The organism is Paracoccus wurundjeri, from assembly GCF_030678915.1.
GTDB lineage: Bacteria > Pseudomonadota > Alphaproteobacteria > Rhodobacterales > Rhodobacteraceae > Paracoccus > Paracoccus onubensis_A.
This window is the reverse complement of sequence record NZ_JAUUTZ010000001.1, coordinates 377428-395773: the sequence shown is the minus strand read 5'-3', so window position 1 is coordinate 395773 and position 18346 is coordinate 377428. Positions and strand designations below refer to the sequence as shown.

16 protein-coding genes are annotated in these 18346 nt (G+C 60.1%); 9 read left to right on the top strand and 7 right to left on the bottom strand.

The window, feature by feature from the left end; translation table 11 throughout:
* Nucleotides 1-3: 3 nt before the first annotated feature.
* Nucleotides 4-567 carry a ribosome recycling factor gene (gene frr / locus Q0601_RS02080; protein ID WP_305286586.1) on the bottom strand — a complete coding sequence of 188 codons (564 nt, stop codon included), beginning with the start codon at nt 565-567 and terminating at the stop codon, nt 4-6.
* Between the two features lie 119 nt (nt 568-686).
* Nucleotides 687-1421 carry a UMP kinase gene (gene pyrH / locus Q0601_RS02075; protein WP_305286584.1) on the bottom strand — a complete coding sequence of 245 codons (735 nt, stop codon included), beginning with the start codon at nt 1419-1421 and terminating at the stop codon, nt 687-689.
* A gap of 89 nt (nt 1422-1510) precedes the next feature.
* Between pyrH and miaA the strand changes: the two genes are divergently transcribed.
* Nucleotides 1511-2398, top strand: coding sequence for a tRNA (adenosine(37)-N6)-dimethylallyltransferase MiaA (gene miaA, locus Q0601_RS02070; RefSeq protein ID WP_305286582.1), 888 nt, complete (start codon nt 1511-1513; stop codon nt 2396-2398).
* A gap of 609 nt (nt 2399-3007) precedes the next feature.
* Complete coding sequence (locus Q0601_RS02065) at nt 3008-3574, top strand: helix-turn-helix domain-containing protein (protein WP_305286580.1); 567 nt, start codon at nt 3008-3010, stop codon at nt 3572-3574.
* Here Q0601_RS02065 and Q0601_RS02060 read toward each other — a convergent pair.
* The 3 genes from Q0601_RS02060 to Q0601_RS02050 all read right to left on the bottom strand — a co-directional run bounded on the left by Q0601_RS02060 (nt 3566) and on the right by Q0601_RS02050 (nt 6508).
* A complete protein-coding gene (locus tag Q0601_RS02060) occupies nt 3566-4321 on the bottom strand; it encodes an RlmE family RNA methyltransferase (RefSeq protein WP_305286578.1) in 756 nt (251 codons plus the stop codon). The two genes, Q0601_RS02065 and Q0601_RS02060, sit on opposite strands and share 9 nt — an antisense overlap.
* Complete coding sequence (locus Q0601_RS02055; protein ID WP_305286576.1) at nt 4321-5442, bottom strand: Ppx/GppA phosphatase family protein; 1122 nt, start codon at nt 5440-5442, stop codon at nt 4321-4323. The genes Q0601_RS02060 and Q0601_RS02055 overlap by 1 nt, the downstream gene beginning before the upstream one ends.
* A 181-nt stretch (nt 5443-5623) precedes the next feature.
* Entirely contained in the window at nt 5624-6508 is an 885-nt protein-coding gene (locus Q0601_RS02050) for an MBL fold metallo-hydrolase (RefSeq protein WP_305286575.1), read from the bottom strand.
* Between the two features lie 147 nt (nt 6509-6655).
* Here Q0601_RS02050 and Q0601_RS02045 point away from each other — a divergent pair, with 147 nt between their 5' ends.
* The gene (locus Q0601_RS02045) at nt 6656-8107 is read left to right on the top strand and encodes a TrkH family potassium uptake protein (protein WP_305286573.1); all 1452 of its coding nucleotides are present in this window, start codon (nt 6656-6658) and stop codon (nt 8105-8107) included.
* A gap of 6 nt (nt 8108-8113) precedes the next feature.
* On the opposite strand, the gene Q0601_RS02040 is transcribed toward Q0601_RS02045, so the two are convergent.
* The gene (locus Q0601_RS02040) at nt 8114-8941 is read right to left on the bottom strand and encodes a hypothetical protein (RefSeq protein ID WP_305286571.1); all 828 of its coding nucleotides are present in this window, start codon (nt 8939-8941) and stop codon (nt 8114-8116) included.
* Nucleotides 8942-9191: 250 nt separating this feature from the next.
* Nucleotides 9192-10646: a peptidoglycan-binding domain-containing protein gene (locus Q0601_RS02035; protein ID WP_305286569.1), complete on the bottom strand. Its 1455-nt coding sequence runs from the start codon at nt 10644-10646 to the stop codon at nt 9192-9194.
* A gap of 107 nt (nt 10647-10753) precedes the next feature.
* Between Q0601_RS02035 and Q0601_RS02030 the strand changes: the two genes are divergently transcribed.
* The 6 genes from Q0601_RS02030 to Q0601_RS02005 all read left to right on the top strand — a co-directional run bounded on the left by Q0601_RS02030 (nt 10754) and on the right by Q0601_RS02005 (nt 18300).
* Nucleotides 10754-11677 (top strand): glycine--tRNA ligase subunit alpha, encoded by a 924-nt coding sequence (locus Q0601_RS02030; protein WP_305286567.1) that lies wholly within the window; start codon nt 10754-10756, stop codon nt 11675-11677.
* Nucleotides 11674-12147, top strand: a complete 474-nt coding sequence (locus Q0601_RS02025; RefSeq protein WP_305286565.1) for a DUF6446 family protein — start codon at nt 11674-11676, stop codon at nt 12145-12147. The genes Q0601_RS02030 and Q0601_RS02025 overlap by 4 nt, the downstream gene beginning before the upstream one ends.
* Nucleotides 12147-14204 (top strand): glycine--tRNA ligase subunit beta, encoded by a 2058-nt coding sequence (gene glyS / locus Q0601_RS02020; protein ID WP_305286563.1) that lies wholly within the window; start codon nt 12147-12149, stop codon nt 14202-14204. Before Q0601_RS02025 ends, glyS begins: the two co-directional genes overlap by 1 nt.
* Before the next feature lie 215 nt (nt 14205-14419).
* Nucleotides 14420-15088: a phosphoribosylformylglycinamidine synthase subunit PurQ gene (gene purQ / locus Q0601_RS02015; protein WP_305286561.1), complete on the top strand. Its 669-nt coding sequence runs from the start codon at nt 14420-14422 to the stop codon at nt 15086-15088.
* A 119-nt stretch (nt 15089-15207) separates the two neighbouring features.
* Nucleotides 15208-16953 carry a sensor histidine kinase gene (locus Q0601_RS02010; RefSeq protein ID WP_305286741.1) on the top strand — a complete coding sequence of 582 codons (1746 nt, stop codon included), beginning with the start codon at nt 15208-15210 and terminating at the stop codon, nt 16951-16953.
* 21 nt (nt 16954-16974) lie between these two features.
* Nucleotides 16975-18300: a sigma-54-dependent transcriptional regulator gene (locus Q0601_RS02005; protein ID WP_119748421.1), complete on the top strand. Its 1326-nt coding sequence runs from the start codon at nt 16975-16977 to the stop codon at nt 18298-18300.
* The last annotated feature ends 46 nt before the right edge of the window (nt 18301-18346 follow it).

Sequence of the window (18346 nt, the reverse complement as noted above, 5' to 3'; positions counted from 1 at the left end):
GCGTCAGACCTGCATGATTTCGGCCTGCTTGGCCTCAAGCGCCTCGTCCACACCGGCAATCATCTTGTCGGTCAGTTCCTGCACCGCGGTTTCCCAGAATTTCTGATCGTCCTCGGGCATGCCGCTCGCTTTGCCCTTCTTGACCTGATCCATGCCATCGCGGCGCACATTGCGGACCGCGACCCGCGCATTCTCTGCATATTGAGCCGCGACCTTGGTCAGTTCCCGGCGGCGTTCTTCGTTCAACTCGGGGATCGGCAGCATGATGATCGTGCCATTGGTCTGCGGATTGATCCCAAGACCGCTTTCGCGGATGGCCTTTTCAACCTTGCCCACCAGACCCTTGTCCCAGATATTGATGGTGACCATCCGGGGTTCGGGCACGTTGACGGTGCCAAGCTGATTGATAGGTGTCAGCTGGCCATAGGCCTCGACCTGAACGGGTTCGACCATGGATGCCGAGGCACGACCCGTGCGCAGCGAAGCGAATTCATGACGCAAATTCTCCATCGCGCCATTCATCCGCCGTTCCAGATCGTCAATATCTATTTCGATGTCCTCTGCCATCTTGGACTGCCTCTGAATTGATTTTCACCGCTTGTAACCGCAATGCCATGGCTTGGCAAAGCCTTTACCCACGCATCGGCGGGCATTTGACAGCCATGATCCGGGCAGGGCAGGCAATCTCAGATATGAACCCGCGTATAGGTTCCCCGCCCTTCCAGAATGGTCCGGAACCCGCCCGGCTCATCCAGAGAAAACACGATGATCGGCAGCCGGTTGTCCCGCGCCAGCGCAATGGCCGAGGCATCCATGACGCCCAGATGTTTCTGCAGAACCTCGTCATAGGTGACGCTGTCATAACGCCGGGCCTCGGTATACTTCTTGGGATCCATGTCATAGACGCCGTCGACCTTGGTGCCCTTGAAAATCGCTTCGCAATTCATTTCATTGGCCCGCAGGGTGGCGGCGGTATCGGTGGTAAAATACGGGTTGCCGGTACCGGCGGCGAAAATCACGATCCGTTTCTTCTCAAGATGGCGGATCGCCCGGCGCCGGATATAGGGCTCGCAGACCTCATCCATGCGGATCGCACTGATCACCCGGCAATGAAGCCCCTTGGCTTCGAGCGCGGACTGCATCGCAAGCGCGTTCATTACCGTCGCAAGCATCCCCATGTAATCGGCGGTCGTCCGCTCCATTCCCTGCGCGCTGCCCTGCAATCCGCGGAAAATATTGCCGCCACCGATCACCATGCAGACTTCGACACCCATCCGGGCAACCGATTCGACCTCGTCGGCGATACGGCTGACGGTTGGGGGATGCAGGCCAAATCCCTGATCGCCCATCAGGGCCTCACCCGAAATCTTCAGCATTACCCGGCCGTATTGTGTGGGCGTATGTCCCTGTTCCTTGGTCATGTCCTGTCCTTTCATTGCCGGGCATGGCGCTTTAATTGCCGCGCAAAATGTCGCAAAAGACCGGCAGGATCAACAGCCCGGACACAACCATGCACGTCTTTGATCTTTCACGGATCGACCCGCAGCGCCATCTGATCATTGCCGGACCGACCGCAAGCGGGAAATCTGCGCTTGCGCTTGCCGTGGCGCAACGGCAGGGCGGGCTGATCGTGAATGCCGACGCATTGCAGATCTGGTCGTGCTGGCGGGTGCTGACCGCGCGGCCGACCCCGGAAGACGAGGCCGCCGCGGCTCATGCGCTATATGGCCATGTATCGTCCTCTCAAAGCTATTCGGTCGGGGACTGGCTGCGCGATGTGGAAGGCTTGCTGAACCAGCGATTGATCGTGGTGGGCGGTACCGGCCTTTACCTGACCGCCCTGACCCGGGGATTGGCACATATCCCGCCTGTCCCGCCCGGGATCCGCGCTGCCGGAGACGATATTCTGGCAAGGCCCGGCGGGCTTGGACAGATGCTGACCGAACTTGACGAGACGACCCGCGGACGCATCGACAGGCAAAATCCGGCGCGCGTTCAGCGGGCATGGGAGGTTCTTAAGGCAACCGGTCGCGGCCTGTCCGACTGGCAGGCGGACACACCGCCGCCACTGATCGCGCCCTCGGAATGCCAGCGGCTGGTACTGCAGGCCGACCGGAACTGGCTGGCCGGGCGGATTGCATCGCGTTTTCACACGATGATCAGCGAAGGTGCAATGGCCGAGGTGAAGCGGATGTTGCCTGAATGGCAGCCCGAAAAACAATGGGCCCGCGCAATCGGGGCGCCGGAACTGGTCGCCTGTCTGCATGGCGAGCTTGGGCTTGACGACGCGATCGAGCGGGCCGTCATCGCCACACGGCAATATGCGAAATCACAGCGAATATGGTTCCGCAATCGCATGAAGGACTGGAGCGATTGGCCGGTTGGGCCTCAAATCTGAAAAAAATCCCCGTGAAGCCCATGTTTTCAACAATTTATTAACCTAGTTCAGCGTTGCTGTTCCGGCAGGGTCGCATTAACTGGAGCAGGTTCGGTAATGATTGGGTTGTTCACGATGATATCGAGTTCTCGCCACGAGCAGAAATCCCGGTTCCCGTTTTCGCAAAGCGCCTTCGCCGAGCGTATTCCGGGGCTTCGTTCAAGGACCGGAGATTTGTCTGCCACCCAGATAAACGATTCCGGTATTCCCGAAGGGAATCCCCGGCTTTCCGCTTCCGGGGGGCATCATATCCTGCAGCGGCAACCGGATTTGAATGACAGAATACCGGATATGCCGCATCTTCCGCGCCGCCTTCATCTCGCGCGTTCCACGATCAGGCAGCCGGCATTGCGGTTGCTGCCACTGGCCGGTTTCGCCTGGGGCAACAGGGGAAGGCATCCACGTCCCCGAACCAATCCGGACCACGTTCTGCTCTGGATTACCGCCGGAGAATTACGCCTCGATTTTCCGCGACGGCAGCAAATTCTGCCACATGGTTCGATTCAATTCGTTCCCGCCGGAACTGCATTTGCCACCTTTCCCGGTTCCAACGCGCAAGGAAGCGCGCTCTTGCTTGCGCCACCCATTCTACCGGAATCCGAGCCTTCTTTTCCTGGGCAACCGCTGGCCGGTTCCGTAGATGGCGCGGAATCCCAGCTTTCCGATCTCTTCGCCCAGATCGAGGCCGAGACGACCCGCCCCGATCCCGATATCAAGACGCTGCATCGCATATTGCATCTATTGGCCCGGTATTTGGGGGGGTTGGAACCAGTTCGGAAACCATCGGATCGCATCATGGCTCCACATGGCCACGCGCAGGAATCATTGGCGGAACATTTTAGGGTCGCGGCTGCCATGCAGTTGCAGAACGGAACTACTGTCGCCGAGATCGCCGCGGAACTGGGAACCAATACCGGCTTTCTGGATCGCGCATGCCGCGATGCCTATGGCAAACGCGCCATCGAAGTGATGAATGAATTGCGGCTGGAACAGGCAATGGAGATGCTGCGGAACAGTAATCTGGGCGCGGCGCGGATTGCGCAGAAGATGGGATATACCAGTTTCGCGCATTTTACCCGTATCTTCGTTTCGGCCACCGGCAGCAGCCCCGAAACCTATCGCGATCAGTCACGCTAGGCCCTCATTACTGTCGTCACTGCCGCGAAATCCGGTCGCAACCACGAATTTTTCCGATGAATCGCTGCGGCTGGCCGGAGGCTTCACATTGGCAACCTTGTGAAAGTTGCGCTTGAGCATCGACTGCATTTCGCTTTCCGCACCGCCAGCAAGAACCTTGGCGACAAAAGTACCCCCGGGTTCCAGCACATCAAAGGCAAGCGCGGCTGCCGCCTCGACCAAAGCCACGATCCGCAGATGATCGGTGCCCTTATGCCCCGATGACGACGCGGCCATATCCGACATCACCACATCCGCGCGGCCGCCAAGCCATTCCTTGACCTTGTCATCCGCGCCATCCGACAGGAAATCCAGCACATGGATCTCGGCTCCCGGGATCGGATCGACCTCTTGCAGATCGACGCCAATCACACGGCCCACCGATTTGCCGGATTTCTCACCCAGCGCATTCACCCGCGACACCGCCACCTGACACCAGCCGCCCGGGGCGCATCCCAGATCGACCACCCGCGCGCCCGGCACGAGAAAGCGGTATTTATCATCCAGCTCAAGGATCTTGTAAGCCGCCCTGCCCCGATAACCGTCACGTTTGGCGCGGGCGACATAAGGATCGTTCAATTGCCGTTCCAGCCACAGTTTGCTGGACAGCTTGCGCCCCTTGGCGGTCTTGACCCGCACCTTCAGATCCCGCTGACCCCGGCCGCTGGACTTGCCTGCCCGGCTGCCGTCCGATCCCTTGATTGCCATCATGCCACTCCGTTCAGCCCCTCGGGCTTCAGCACTCCATCGCGCACCATCTGGGCATAAAGCAACCCCTCGCGCAGCCCTCTGTCTGCTACCGACAGCTTGTCCGTCGGCCAGACCCGCATCAATGTCTGCAGGATTGCCGCGCCGGACATGATGAGCGCGTGCCTTTCCCGCCCGATCCGGGGATCCGCGCGGCGGCCATCGGGACCAAGGGCAAGATAGGATTGAATCACCCGGTCGATCTGTTCGGTGCTCATCGCCAGACCATCCACCTTGGTACGGTCGTAGCGGCGCAGATTGAGATGGCTGGCCGCGACCGTCGTCACCGTGCCCGAGGTGCCGATGATCTGAAACCCCTCATCGGGGGATCCGTCCGCATAGGGCGCGAAATCAGCCAGCAATTCCTCGAAATACCAGCTCATCAATGCGAAACGGCCCTGATCGTCCTCGACATCCGAGAACATGTCGCGCAGGGTCGCAACGCCAAGCGGCACGCTGATCCAGTCGACAACGCGCGCGCCGCCAGGCTTCGGATCCCCGAATCCCTCGCTGAGTTTCATGATCGCGCGCGGACGCTCGCGTGGCTCGACATCCTCCAGATCGATCCAGACAAGCTCGGTGGAGCCGCCGCCGATATCCACGACCATCAAAGTTTCGGTCTTGTGACTAACCAGCGGCGCACAAGAGATCACGGCAAGCCGGGCCTCTTCCTCGGGTCCGATCACCTCAAGCGGCAATCCGGTTTCTCGGCGGATATTACGCATGAGATCCTTGCCATTACGCGCGCGGCGGCAAGCCTCGGTCGCGACCAGCCGCATACTCCGGACGTTATGCTGATCCAATTTGCGGCGGCAGACCTGCAATGCGTGAATGGTACGCGCCATCGAGCTGCGGGACAGACGCCCCGAAGCCTCCAGCCCCCGGCCAAGCTGCACGGGCTTGGAGAAGCTGTCCACAACCAGAAACTGACTGCCCTGCGGTCTCGCAATCAGCATCCGGCACGAATTTGTCCCAAGGTCGAGCGCCGCATAAAGCGCGCCCTCCTCGGTCTGGCGGGTGACGAACGGCTCAACCGTATTTTTCGGGAACGCGCCCCCACCCGCGGGACGCCTGGGCGTCATTTCTACGCCCTCCGATTTCAACTTGCCATAAAGGTAGCGCGTGGGTGGAGTGCGATCAAGGGTGCGACGGCGTATTAACTTATTTGGGCATTGCTCCGACGCGTGATCTGCCCATCGGAGCGGCGCCGGCGCCGATATCCCGCATCACCGGGCCAAGCGGATTTCCGCCCCGGCGGCGCAGCTATAGCCCGTTGACCGGAACTTTCAGCATCGGGCGGCCATCCTTGTCGGTCGGCACCTCGCCGGCACGCATATTCACCTGAAGCGAGGGAATAATCAGCTTCGGCATCGCCAGTTGCGCATCGCGCTCGGTCCGGAAGCGGATGAATTCCTCGCGCGTCTTGCCGCCGCCGACATGGATATTATTGGCTTTCTCTTCGGCTACCGTCGTCTCCCACTGGATATCGCGGCCATTCGGTCCGTAATCGTGGCACATGAAAAGCCGCATCTCGTCGGGCAAGGACAAGACCTTCTGGATGCTGTCATACAGCATGCCCGCATCGCCACCCGGAAAATCGGCCCGGGCCGAGCCGCCATCGGGCATGAACAGGGTATCGCCTACGAAAGCGGCGTCACCGATGACATGGGTCATGCAGGCAGGGGTATGACCGGGTGTATGGATGGCAAAGCAGGGCATTTCACCGACCATATAGCTGTCGCCATCTTCGAACAGCCGGTCGAACTGGCTGCCGTCCCGCTGAAAATCGGTGCCTTCATTGAAAATCTTGCCGAATTCTTCCTGCACTGCCATGATCTTGCTGCCGATGCCGATCTTGCCGCCACGACGATCCTGAATATAGGGCGCGGCAGAAAGATGATCTGCATGGACATGGGTTTCGATGATCCATTCCAGGCGCAGGTTTTCCCGGCTGATTTCCTCGATCAGCCTGTCAGCATGCTCATAGGTGATCCTGCCTGCCGCGTAGTCGATATCCATAACGGAATCGACAATCGCGCATGCATCGGTGGCAGGATCCTTCACGATATAGCTGATCGTGTTCGTCGCGGAATCGAAATAGCCACGAACCTCCGGTTGAACGGACAGCGTTACGGGATATGCGGTCATCCTTCCTCCGGGATATGCGGGTCATGTTTCGAAAAGAGTATAGCGCGTCTTCTGCGTTGCTTACAGCCCCGCCTTCATTTCATGGCGCCGGCCATCCCCGCCGTTTCTGTGCTTGACGCTCTTCGCGCCACGCGGCAAGCAATCAGGATGATTGACATGCGGCCCGTTGCTCAACCGATCGGAAAAGTCACAGTCGTGCTTGGGGTTTCCATGTTCCTGCCCATGACTGTCGATCTGTGGGCCGGAGATGCACATTGGAAAGTCTTTCTTCAATGCGGTTTCCTGACCGTTGTTGCGGGACTTCTGATCGCCACGGCGGCGCAGCGGGAAGTCCGGGTTCTGAATATCCAGCAGGCTTTTCTGATCACCTCGGGATTATGGGCCGTGCTGCCGGTATTCGGCGCCCTGCCCTTCATTCTTGGCCAGCCCGGAGCCAGTTTCACCGATGCCTATTTCGAGGCGATGTCCGGCGTGACCACTACCGGCACCACCGCCTTTCCCGAACTGGACAACCTTCCGCGCGGAACGAATCTGTGGCGCTCGATCCTTCAATGGATCGGAGGGCTTGGAATCGTAGTCGTTGCGATGGTCTTCATGCCCGTGATGAAGATCGGGGGCATGCAGTTCTTTCGTTCGGAAGGTTTCGATACTTTGGGCAAAATTCTGCCCCGCGCAGGTGAAATCGCGTCCGAGATGACACGGATATACGTCTTCCTGACCATTGCAGCGATATTGACCTATATCCTGCTGGGGATGAACGGTTACGACGCTGTCGTTCATGCCCTGTCATCCATGTCGACCGGCGGATTTTCCAGTTACGATGCCAGTTTCGGAGCCTTTCTGGGTGCGCCGGAATGGGCCGCGTCATTCTATATGATTCTGGCGTCGATCCCGTTCATCCGGATGGTGCAGGCGCTGCGAGGAAATTTCGTGCCGCTATGGCAGGACATTCAGATCCGCGCTTATCTAAGATGGATCACCTATGCCTGCACGATCATCGTTCTCTACCGCCTGATCGTGATGAAGCAGGGAGAGAACCCCTCTGACCTGATCCGGGAGACGGTCTTCAACACGATCTCGACCTTTTCCGGCACCGGCTTTGCCTCGACCGACATGACGGCATGGGGTCATCTGCCGCTGGCGGTGCTGATCCTTGTGGGTCTGATCGGCGGTTGCACCAGTTCCACCGGCTGTTCGGTCAAGGTCTTTCGTTATCTGGTTCTGTTTCAGGCGGTACGCGCCCAGATCCGGCGGATCCACTCGCCCCACCGGGTTTATCCGCTTCGATATGGCGGGCGGCATATCGAACAGGAGGTCATCGATTCCGTCATTACCTTCTTCACCCTGTTCATGCTGACATTCGGCTTGCTGATCGTCGGGCTTTCGCTGACCGGGCTGCATCCGAAAACCGCCCTGACAGCGGCATGGACCGCCATTGCCAATATCGGTCCCGCATGGGGCCCCGAGATCACGGCGAACGGTTCCGTGGCCGAATTCCCGACAAGCGCCAAATGGCTGATGATCCTGGGTATGTTTCTTGGCCGGCTTGAACTGGTTTCGGTGCTGTTGCTGCTCCTGCCGAAATTCTGGCGCAGCTGACCTGGCTCAGTTTCCCATCAGCGGGCTTTCTTGCTTGAAACGCTTGACGATCCCGTTGAAAACAGGGCTGTTCCTGACCCGTGGCGCATTTTCGAGTACGTGGAAATATTGCGCCAGTTCGCGGCGATCACGAAGAACCTTGTGGAACGGCATGGTCTCGATCCGTCCCTGCACCATATTGTCGAAGAATGGTTCAAGCAGCCCGAGCCGATGAAGATAAAGCGGCAACTGATGCTGCAGGAACGGCGCATTGAGAACGTGAAGATTATGCGACGGCATGCGCGCGACATGTTTCCAGTCCAGATCATAACATCTGTCCACGATCGCATAGACCTGCCGGACCGAGGCGCATTCCTTTGCCGCATCGTGCAAGGGCCCGCACCAGTCGAAATTCGTGGCATAGTTCTGAAAGCGCGTCTCCCATGGGACAAGCCGGGGATTCAATGTCGTCAAAGGATTGAACGCGACAACGGTATCGGCCCCAAGCATGCCGGAATAGGCAAGCGCACCATATCCCCCCATCGAGCCGCCGCAGGTAATCACGCGCGCGAATCTGTCCAGAAAGCCGGAATCCTTCAGATACTGAAAAGCCTCCGTCAGACCCTGGCGCCGATACCAGTCATTTCGCCCCGGCTTGACGGCAAGATGCGAAACCCGCTTCGTCCGCAGATAATTCACCATCCAGCCCGAGCGAAGCCGGTGTTGCGCACGCCCCTGCCCCCTGAGATGCTCGAACGTGACGACAAGTGGCCCGCCATCGTCGTAGACGAACGCTTCCAGGGTATAAAACCCGGTTTGAATGACAAGATTTTCGCTTTTACTGATCTGTAACATGAATTCGGAGTTTAACTCGATCTGACAAATGAATTGCGCCGGAATATCGCAAGATAACCTGCGCAACGACAATAACGCGGCTTCAGGGCGCTGTGTTCCGGGCACAGCCATGACGCAGATACCTTACTGACCGGCCGCGATCTCCGGTTCGATACGATCTATCGGGCGGAACCGGGCTTGACGCGGCAGGAACACAGCTTTTCCACATCCGGCCGCCTTCGCATCCCGGGAACCCGGCATGGTATGGCGATCATTGCTGCACCGGAGTGATTTCCGGCCCGGTCGCGGCATCCTGACCTTCGGCCGCTTCGTTATCTTCGGTTTCGAACCGCGTAAGACTATCGCTCATCTCGGCGGCCAGCCGTTCATGGGTTTTCGCATCCGAGGCAGGCCAGACCAGCACGAATCCTTCGGCGCGACCGTCTCTTACCCATCCTTCGGCACGGCCGAAATGATCGGAATTCTGTCCTTTCAGCAGGACATGGCCGGATTCGATCTGCCGCTCGGGCTGAGGCACCCAGCCAAGCGCGGTGATCAGCCCCGAAAGATCCAGAAGCTCTTGCTGTCCGCCCGGCTGACTGAACAGAATCAACGCTCCTCCGGACCCATTCGCAGGACCATAGATCGACAATGCGCGCTCGGTCCGGTCGAATTGCAACTTGTCCAGCGGCGCCATCAGGCTCAGCCCGGTATGCTCGTCCTCCAACAGGGTCAGCCCCATCTCCTTGCGCCAATCCTCACGCCGTTCGATCAGCTTTTGCATGGCTGTCCCGGGATCCGGGGACAACCGTTCCGCAAGCATCTCGGCCTGAATGGCGGCGTTGGTCTGCGGGCCGGGCTTCCCGTCGATGTCACCCTCGTAAAAACCCGCCCAGCGAAGCGCCTGCTGCATCTCCTGAACAGGAGGCATCTCGCGCGGGCCGTCCGGCGCGGGCAGATCGGGCGCCTCGCCCGGCGTCACCACGTCGCCCATTTCATCGGCGTGAGAGGTGAAAGCGTCATCGGGCAATATCCCGCCCTGCCGGAAAACCCCAAGCCATGCCTGCGCCGTTTCTTCTTCCAGCGGTCCCAGCGCCACGCCGAACCAGTCGCCCGGCAAATGCCATATTCCGGCACCGGGGAAATCCTTGCGCCATTTGGTCAGGGCTTCCTCGGCCTCGGCTTCCGTTCTAAGTGATTGCAGGCGGATATAGGTGTCGGGGCCCGCAATGACAGGCTCGACAACCGGGTCAGGTGCATCCGCTGGCGCCGTCGCCGCCTGATCATCTGCCGGGACAGGCATGACCTCTGGATCTCTGTCGGTTCCGGCGTTCGGAACGTCATCCTGCCCCGCGGCGGCACCGTCTAATATTCCCTCCGCCCCCGGCGTCTCTCCTTCCCCTGCGTCCGCCGCCTCGACCACAGGCGTCAGGGAGACGTCACCGCCCGGGACAGTGACGAAGCTGTCCGCCGGAATACGGCCCGATCCCAGCAATTCGGCAAGCAGCGCATCCGCCTTGTCGCGCGGCAGCGGTCCCAAAGCGATCCCGATCCATTCGCCATTCAGCGGAAAGGTCACGACATCGTCGAATTCCTTCCGCCATCCCGATGCAGCCTGCGATGCGGCAGCCTCGCCGCGCTTGGCCTCGATCCGGATGACGGCATCCTGCGCGACCGCCGCCATCGGCAGACAAACCGCCAGAACCACCGATACTAATTGCCGCATACCGGCCTCCTTTGCATGTCGCTATCCGGCCCTTTATTGACCCTGCCCCCTGCCGCGCCTAGAAGGCGCGGGACGTGTTGCCTTACCTATGCAAAAAGGACGCTCCGATGACCAGCCCCAACCGTCCCCGCAGCTTTCAGGAGGTGATTCTCCGCCTGCAGAACTATTGGGCTGCGCAAGGCTGCGCGATTCTGCAGCCTTATGACATGGAGGTCGGGGCAGGCACATTTCATCCGGCAACGACCCTGCGGGCACTGGGCGCGCGTCCCTGGGCAGCCGCCTATGTGCAGCCATCGCGCCGCCCGGCCGACGGCCGCTATGGCGAGAACCCGAACCGGCTACAGCATTATTATCAATATCAGGTGATCATCAAGCCCAGCCCGGAAAATCTGCAGGATCTCTATCTGGGCAGCCTTCGCGCCATCGGTCTGGATCCGATGCTGCACGATGTGCGCTTTGTCGAAGATGACTGGGAATCCCCCACCCTTGGCGCATGGGGCCTTGGCTGGGAGGTCTGGTGCGACGGGATGGAGGTCAGCCAGTTCACCTATTTCCAGCAGGTCGGCGGACATGATTGCCGCCCCGTCTCGGGCGAGTTGACCTATGGGCTGGAGCGACTTGCGATGTATGTGCTGGGGGTCGAGCATGTGATGGATATGCCCTTCAACGACCCGGATTCCGCCATTCCCCTGACCTATGGCGACATTTTCCGCCAGACCGAGCAGGAATATTCCCGCTGGAATTTCGATCAGGCCGATACCGGCACGCTGTTCCAGCATTTCAAGGATGCCGAGGCCGAATGCGCCCGCATCCTCGACGCCGCGGCAGAAGACAAGGCCGGACGCCGTATTCCGATGGCGCATCCGGCCTATGACCAATGCATCAAGGCCAGCCATATCTTCAACCTTCTGGACGCGCGCGGGGTGATCTCGGTCACCGAGCGTCAGGCTTATATCGGCCGCGTGCGGGCGCTTGCAAAAGGCTGCGCCGATCTGTTCCTGACCACCGACGCGGCAGGAGATGCCGCGTGAGGGGCAAGATAGCCGTTATCGTGCTGATCCTCGCGCCGCTCATTGTGGGAGGCGGGATCTGGTATGCGCAGGAATATGGATATTACCAAACGGTTGAACCGGGCAGCCCCGCCGCCCAGGTTCAGATCGCCACGCCCGACGGACAGAAAGACATTGCCGGGAGCGAATTTCAGATCATCGATGCCGACAGCTCACCCATTCGCTGGCGCGCCTGTTTCAGGCTGGAAGGTGAATTGCCCGAGACAATCCCTTTCGACAATCCGACCCCGCTGATTGCGCCCGGTTGGTTCGATTGTTTCGATGCTTCGCAGATCGGAGCGGATCTCGAAGCGGGAAAGGCCCGCGCCGTACTTGCTCAGCCCGAAATCCACCCTGATGTGGACCGTGTACTGGCCATTTATCCCGATGGCCGCGCCTATGGCTGGCACCAATATAACGACAAGACCCCGGAACGCGGAGTGATGGACTGATGCCCGACCTTCTCATCGAGCTTTTCTCGGAAGAAATCCCCGCCCGGATGCAATCCCGCGCGCGGGCCGATCTGAAACGCCTGATCACCGACGGGTTGGTCGAGGCCGGGCTGACTTACGGTTCCGCAGGCGCATTCAGCACACCGCGCCGCCTGACCCTGACGGTCGAGGGTCTGAGCGCCAACAGCCCCACCCTGCGCGAGGAACGCAAAGGGCCGCGCGTGGATGCGCCCGAAAAGGCGATCGAGGGTTTCCTGCGCAGCACCGGCCTTACCCGCGATCAGCTGGAAACCCGCGACGACAAGAAGGGGCAGGTCTATTTCGCCACCATCGAAAAACCGGGGCGCCCCGCCGCCGAAATCGTGGCCGAGGCTCTGGACGCCGCGATCCGCAATTTTCCGTGGCCCAAATCCATGCGCTGGGGTTCGGGCAGCATTCGCTGGGTGCGCCCGCTGCATTCCATCCTGTGCATCCTCTCTGATGAATCGGGCGCGTCGGTCGTTCCCCTGACCATCGACGGAATCGCTGCGGGCGACAGCACGCGCGGACATCGCTTCATGTCTCCGGATGCGTTCAGCGTCAGCAATTTCGAGGATTACGCCACCCGATTGCGCCGCGCCCATGTCATGCTGGACATGGCCGAGCGTGAAGCGGCGATCCGTCAGGAAGCCGAAAGCCTCGCCTTTGCGCGCGGCTGGGAAATCGTTGCAGATGACGGGCTTTTGTCCGAAGTGGCAGGGCTGGTCGAATGGCCGGTGCCGCTGATGGGGGTGATCGAAGAGCGATTCCTCGACCTGCCGCCCGAAGTGCTGCAAACCTCGATGAAAGAGCATCAGAAATTCTTTTCCGCCCGCAATCCCAGATCCGGCCGGATCGAAGGTTTCGTGACCGTCGCCAATATCGCCACCACCGATGACGGCGCGACCATCCTTGCCGGGAACCAAAGGGTGCTGGCCGCGCGTCTCTCGGATGCGGCCTTCTTCTGGGAAAACGATTTGCGGATGGCGAAAGCGGGGATGGAGGTCTGGGCCGAAGGGCTGAAATCGGTGACCTTCCAAAGCAAGCTTGGCTCGCAAGCGGATCGGGTTCAGCGGATCGCGGCCCTCGCCCGCGAGATTGCGCCGCTGGTCGGTGCGGACAGCGATCAGGCCGAAGAGGCCGCAAAGCTCGCCAAGCTGGATCTGCGGTCGGAAATGGTCGGGGAATTCCCGGAATTGCAGGGGGTCATGGGGCGCTATTATGCCAGGTCGGCAGGTCACGCCGATGTCGTGGCCGATGCTGTGCGGGATCATTATTCGCCGCTTGGCCCATCCGATGCAGTTCCGGCGGCGCCGGTTTCGATCGCCGTCGCACTGGCCGACAAGATCGACTTGCTGACCGGCTTCTGGGCAATTGACGAGAAGCCAACGGGCTCCAAGGATCCGTTCGCGCTTCGGCGGGCCGCGCTTGGGGTGATCAGGTTGATCCTGTCGAACGATGTCCGCGCGCAACTGACAGATCTCTTCGCCAAGGGCAATGCTGACGCGGATACCGCCGATCTTCTTTCCTTCCTCCACGATCGCCTCAAGGTGCATCTGCGCGATCAGGGCATCCGCCATGATATTATCGATGCCGTGCTGGCCCAGCCCGGCAATGACGATCTGGTGCCGGTCGTGAACCGCGCCACGGCACTGAACGGCATGTTGGCGACCGAGGACGGGCAGAACCTGACGCAGGGGTTGAAACGCGCCGGGAATATCCTGTCGCAAGCTGAACAGCAGGACGGGGTCGAATACAGCTTTGGCGCCGATGTGAAATTCGCCGAAACCGATGAGGAACGCGCCCTGTTCTCGGCACTCGATCAGGCGGAACCGGCAATCTCGGATGCTGTCAAGCGAGAGGATTTCCCCGCCGCGATGACCGCAATTGCCGCGCTCCGCGCGCCCATCGATGCGTTTTTCGAAGCGGTACAGGTCAATACCGATGCGCAGATCGTGCGGCGCAACCGGCTGAACTTGCTGTCACGCATTCGCGAGGCCGGGCGGCAGATCGCGGATTTCACCCGCATCGAGGGGTAACCATCGCGACGTCGGGTGCGAAACACGGCAGGCCATTCGCGCCTTCCGGTCAGCCGGGCGGATGACGGGTGGATGACGGGTGGACCGGGGCCGAAATGCAGGTCCGACGGAACACGTCGATTATCACCCCGTCATCAGCGATTTACGGGCGGAAACTCTTTTCGGGGCGATGAAATTAGGCTAAGGCAGCGACATCTTCGCTAGGAGTTTCGCCCATGAAAGCTGCTGTCATCACCTTCCCCGGCTCTAATTGCGACCGCGATCTGGTCGTGGCGCTACAACAGGCAGGGGCGGAGGTCGCGCGGGTCTGGCACAAGGACGACTCTCTGCCCGCAGGAACCGATCTGGTCGCAGTACCCGGTGGGTTTTCCTATGGCGATTATCTGCGTTGCGGCGCGATCGCGGCCCAGTCACCGATTGCAAAAGCCCTGCGGCAACATGCCGAGCGTGGGGGCTTCGTGCTTGGAATTTGCAATGGTTTCCAAGTCTTGACCGAGCTGGACCTGCTTCCGGGCGCATTGATGCGCAATCAGGGACTGACATTCCTGTGCAAACCCGCGGTTCTGGAAGTCGCCACGACGGATAGCGTTTTTACCTCGGGCTATTCCGCACGTCAGCAGATTACGATCCCGGTTGCCCATCATGACGGCAATTATCAGATCACCCCTGACGAGCTTGAAAAACTGTACAAAGACGACCTGATCGCCTTCACCTATGCGCCCGCGATCAACGGTTCTGTCGCCGATATCGCGGGAATCCTTTCGGGCAATCGTCGTGTGCTGGGCATGATGCCGCATCCCGAACGCGCCGCGGATGAAAGACTTGGCGGCAGTGACGGCAGGCTGCTGTTCCGCGGGCTGGTTGATGCATTGGTAAGCAGTTGACTTGAGCGGAAACGGTTCTGGAACTAGACTGCCATAACCGTAACTTGCAGCCGAAAGTTCGCCTTGTGACTGAAGGAGACAATAACACGGCTCACATCCAGACCAGACGGCGCCGAAGACTGGCCGCCGCAGTGAAGCCGTGGTGGCTGCGCGGCTCCATTGTGCTGATCGTGCTGACCGCGATCGCGTCGATCTGGACGACGAATGCCTGGCTGACCGATCGCATATCCGAGAATACCCGTGTCCGGGCGGAATTGCGGCTTGCGCTTTATACCGGGAACCTGATTTCAGAATTGCGGCGCACTGCCGTGGTGCCATTGCTGCTGGCCCGCGATCCGCTGCTGATCGATGCGTTGAACAGCAATAATTTCTCTACGACCTCGGCACGGCTGATCGCGGCGCAAAAGGAAATCGGCGGCGTGTCGATCCGGCTTCTCGATGCATCCGGGCGCACCGTAAGCTCAACAGACCGTTTCCAGATCGGCACCAATTACGCGCTTGCGCGCCATTACGTCGATGCATTGCGCTCTCGCGATACGGTTTTCACTGTCTCGAACGAGAATGCGACCGGCTATGAATTCACCTATTCCCGCGCCGTCGTCGCCGAAGGCAAGACGCTGGGCGTGATCGTCGTCGGCGCGGAACTGACACAGATAGAACGGTCATGGGCGGGAATATCGGATGCCGTCGCGGTCGTCGACAGTTCAGGCAATATCATTCTGGCCACAGAGCCACGCTGGCGTGGGCTGACCATGCCCGAGGCGCTCGAGGTGCGCTCGGCGCCTTCCGCCATCCAGCGGGCGTTTCAGGTCACCACCGACTGGACCACCCCCCCTGCCGACGCGTATCTTGCCGGAAACGCGGTGATGCGCAGCGAGGCGCGGATTCCGTTCCGGGGCTGGAAAATGATCGGCTTCACCACCTATTCCTCGATCCGCGAACGTGTGAATGCCGTGTTGGCACTTGAAATCATGGGCTTTGCGATCCTGCTGGCGGCAAGTTTCTATATCCTGTCGCGCCGGGCGCGGATGCAATCCGTGGCCTATATGCGCGAGTCTGCGGACCTGCGGGCATTGAACGCTCGTCTCACGCGCGAGATCGCCGAACGCGAGCGGGTCCAGAAAGAGCTTCGGGTGGCGGAGCAAACGGTTCAGCAAAGCTCGAAGCTCGCCGCGCTTGGTGAAATGTCGGCCGGGGTCAGTCACGAACTCAACCAGCCGCTGGCCGCGATGAAAACTTATCTCGCAGGGGCACGGTTGTTGCTGCAACGCGCGCGCCCCGAAGAGGCCCTGTCCAGCTTTCAGCGTATCAATGATCTGATCGACCGCATGACCGCAATCACGCGGCAATTGAAATCCTATGCCCGCAAGGGCGGCGAGGCCGTCGAGCCTGTCGATCTTCGCGCCGCCGTCAGTTCCGCGCTCAGCATGATGGAGCCGCAGCTGCGCGAACGCCCGATCCGTGTGAACAGAAACATCCCGCGTGAAAAGATCATGGTCATGGCCGACCGTATCCGGCTTGAGCAGGTCATCATCAATCTGTTACGAAACGCTATGGATGCAGTAAAAGACAGGCGCGACGGACGAATTGACATCACGGTGGAAACCCGTGCTCACGCGTATTTGTCAGTGCGGGACAACGGCCCGGGTGTCGCCGATCTCGAAAAACTGTTTGAACCTTTCTGGACAACGAAAAAACCCGGAGAGGGAACAGGCCTTGGTCTGGCGATCTCTTCGTCTATCGTCGCGGATTTCGGAGGACGATTAACCGCACATAATGAAACCGAAGGTAGTGGAGCGGTGTTTCAGGTTGAGTTGCCCTTGCACCGGCCGGACGATCCGGGCGAGGCGCTTGCTGCCGAATGAGTAAACAGGAGAGGATGCCTGATGTCCCGCAAACTCAAGATTGCGATCGTTGACGACGAGCCCGATATGCGGGAATCGATCAGCCAGTGGCTGGTCCTTTCGGGTTTCGATACCGAAACCTTTGCAAGTGCAGAGGACGCGTTGAAGGTTATCGGGCCGGACTGGCCCGGGATTGTCCTGTCGGATATCCGCATGCCCGGCATGGACGGCATCGCATTTCTCAAACGGCTCATGAGCACGGATTCTGCCCTGCCGGTCATTCTGATCACCGGGCATGGCGACGTCCCGATGGCGGTCGAGGCCATGCGGCTTGGTGCCATGGACTTCATGGAAAAGCCGTTCAATCCGGACAAGATGACCTCGCTTGCCAAGAAGGCGACCCATGCCCGGCGGATGACACTGGATAACCGCGCATTGCGCCGCGACCTGTCAGAAGGTCAGCAGGTCATGTCGAAACTGATCGGTTCCAGCCCGGTCATGGAACGGCTGCGCGAAGACATCCTTGATCTGGGGCAGGCCGACGGCCATGTCCTGATCGATGGCGAAACCGGCACCGGCAAGACGCTGGTGGCCCATGCGCTGCATGCCGTCGGGCCACGGGCCAACAGGAAATTCGTGCCAGTCTCCTGCGCAGCCTATAATGACGAGGCGCTGACATCGCGGTTGTTCGGCCCGATGGATGACGGATTGCCCGCACTCGAAGAAACGCGCGGCGGAACATTATGTCTGGAAGATATCGAGGCCCTGTCCGAGCCCTTGCAGGCCCGGCTTCTTGCCTTCATCAACGATCAGGCCTCGCCCTCGGAAACCCGGATCATCGCCATATCGAACGCCCGTGGCGAAGGTCGCAAAGCCGAGGATTCGCTGCGCCCGGATCTGTTCTATCGCCTGTCGGCCCTGAACATCACCCTGCCCCCCCTGCGCGCCCGCGGCGAGGATATCCTGACATTGTTCAACCGCATGACCGAACAATTCGCCGAGGAGTATGGTTGCGATGCGCCCCAGGTCGGCGCACAGGAGGCAGCGCAGCTTCTGCAGGCACCGTGGCCGGGGAATATCCGTCAACTCATCAATGTCGCCGAGCGGGCGGTGCTGCAGAACAGGCGCGGCACGGGCAGCATCGTGTCGCTTCTGATGTCCGATGGTGACGACAATCAGCAGGCAACCACCACGGAAGGCAAGCCATTGAAGGAATATGTCGAAAGTTTCGAGCGGATGCTGATCGACAATACCATGCGCCGTCACAGGGGAAGCATCGCCAGCGTCATGGACGAACTATGCCTGCCCCGGCGGACGCTGAACGAAAAAATGGCAAAATACGGGTTGCAGCGCAGCGATTACCTGTAAACCGATTCCGCAACCTGCCGCCACCTCAAATGGATGCCGGCGGCAG

Excerpts from the sequence above, each read along its gene's own strand:
- frr (WP_305286586.1), bottom strand. The coding sequence starts at position 567 with ATGGCAGAGGACATCGAAATAGATATTGACGATCTGGAACGGCGGATG.
- pyrH (WP_305286584.1), bottom strand. The coding sequence starts at position 1,421 with ATGACCAAGGAACAGGGACATACGCCCACACAATACGGCCGGGTAATG.
- miaA (WP_305286582.1), top strand. The coding sequence starts at position 1,511 with ATGCACGTCTTTGATCTTTCACGGATCGACCCGCAGCGCCATCTGATC.
- Q0601_RS02060 (WP_305286578.1), bottom strand. The coding sequence starts at position 4,321 with ATGGCAATCAAGGGATCGGACGGCAGCCGGGCAGGCAAGTCCAGCGGC.
- Q0601_RS02055 (WP_305286576.1), bottom strand. The coding sequence starts at position 5,442 with ATGACGCCCAGGCGTCCCGCGGGTGGGGGCGCGTTCCCGAAAAATACG.
- Q0601_RS02050 (WP_305286575.1), bottom strand. The coding sequence starts at position 6,508 with ATGACCGCATATCCCGTAACGCTGTCCGTTCAACCGGAGGTTCGTGGC.
- Q0601_RS02045 (WP_305286573.1), top strand. The coding sequence starts at position 6,656 with ATGATTGACATGCGGCCCGTTGCTCAACCGATCGGAAAAGTCACAGTC.
- Q0601_RS02040 (WP_305286571.1), bottom strand. The coding sequence starts at position 8,941 with ATGTTACAGATCAGTAAAAGCGAAAATCTTGTCATTCAAACCGGGTTT.
- Q0601_RS02035 (WP_305286569.1), bottom strand. The coding sequence starts at position 10,646 with ATGCGGCAATTAGTATCGGTGGTTCTGGCGGTTTGTCTGCCGATGGCG.
- Q0601_RS02030 (WP_305286567.1), top strand. The coding sequence starts at position 10,754 with ATGACCAGCCCCAACCGTCCCCGCAGCTTTCAGGAGGTGATTCTCCGC.
- glyS (WP_305286563.1), top strand. The coding sequence starts at position 12,147 with ATGCCCGACCTTCTCATCGAGCTTTTCTCGGAAGAAATCCCCGCCCGG.
- purQ (WP_305286561.1), top strand. The coding sequence starts at position 14,420 with ATGAAAGCTGCTGTCATCACCTTCCCCGGCTCTAATTGCGACCGCGAT.
- Q0601_RS02005 (WP_119748421.1), top strand. The coding sequence starts at position 16,975 with ATGTCCCGCAAACTCAAGATTGCGATCGTTGACGACGAGCCCGATATG.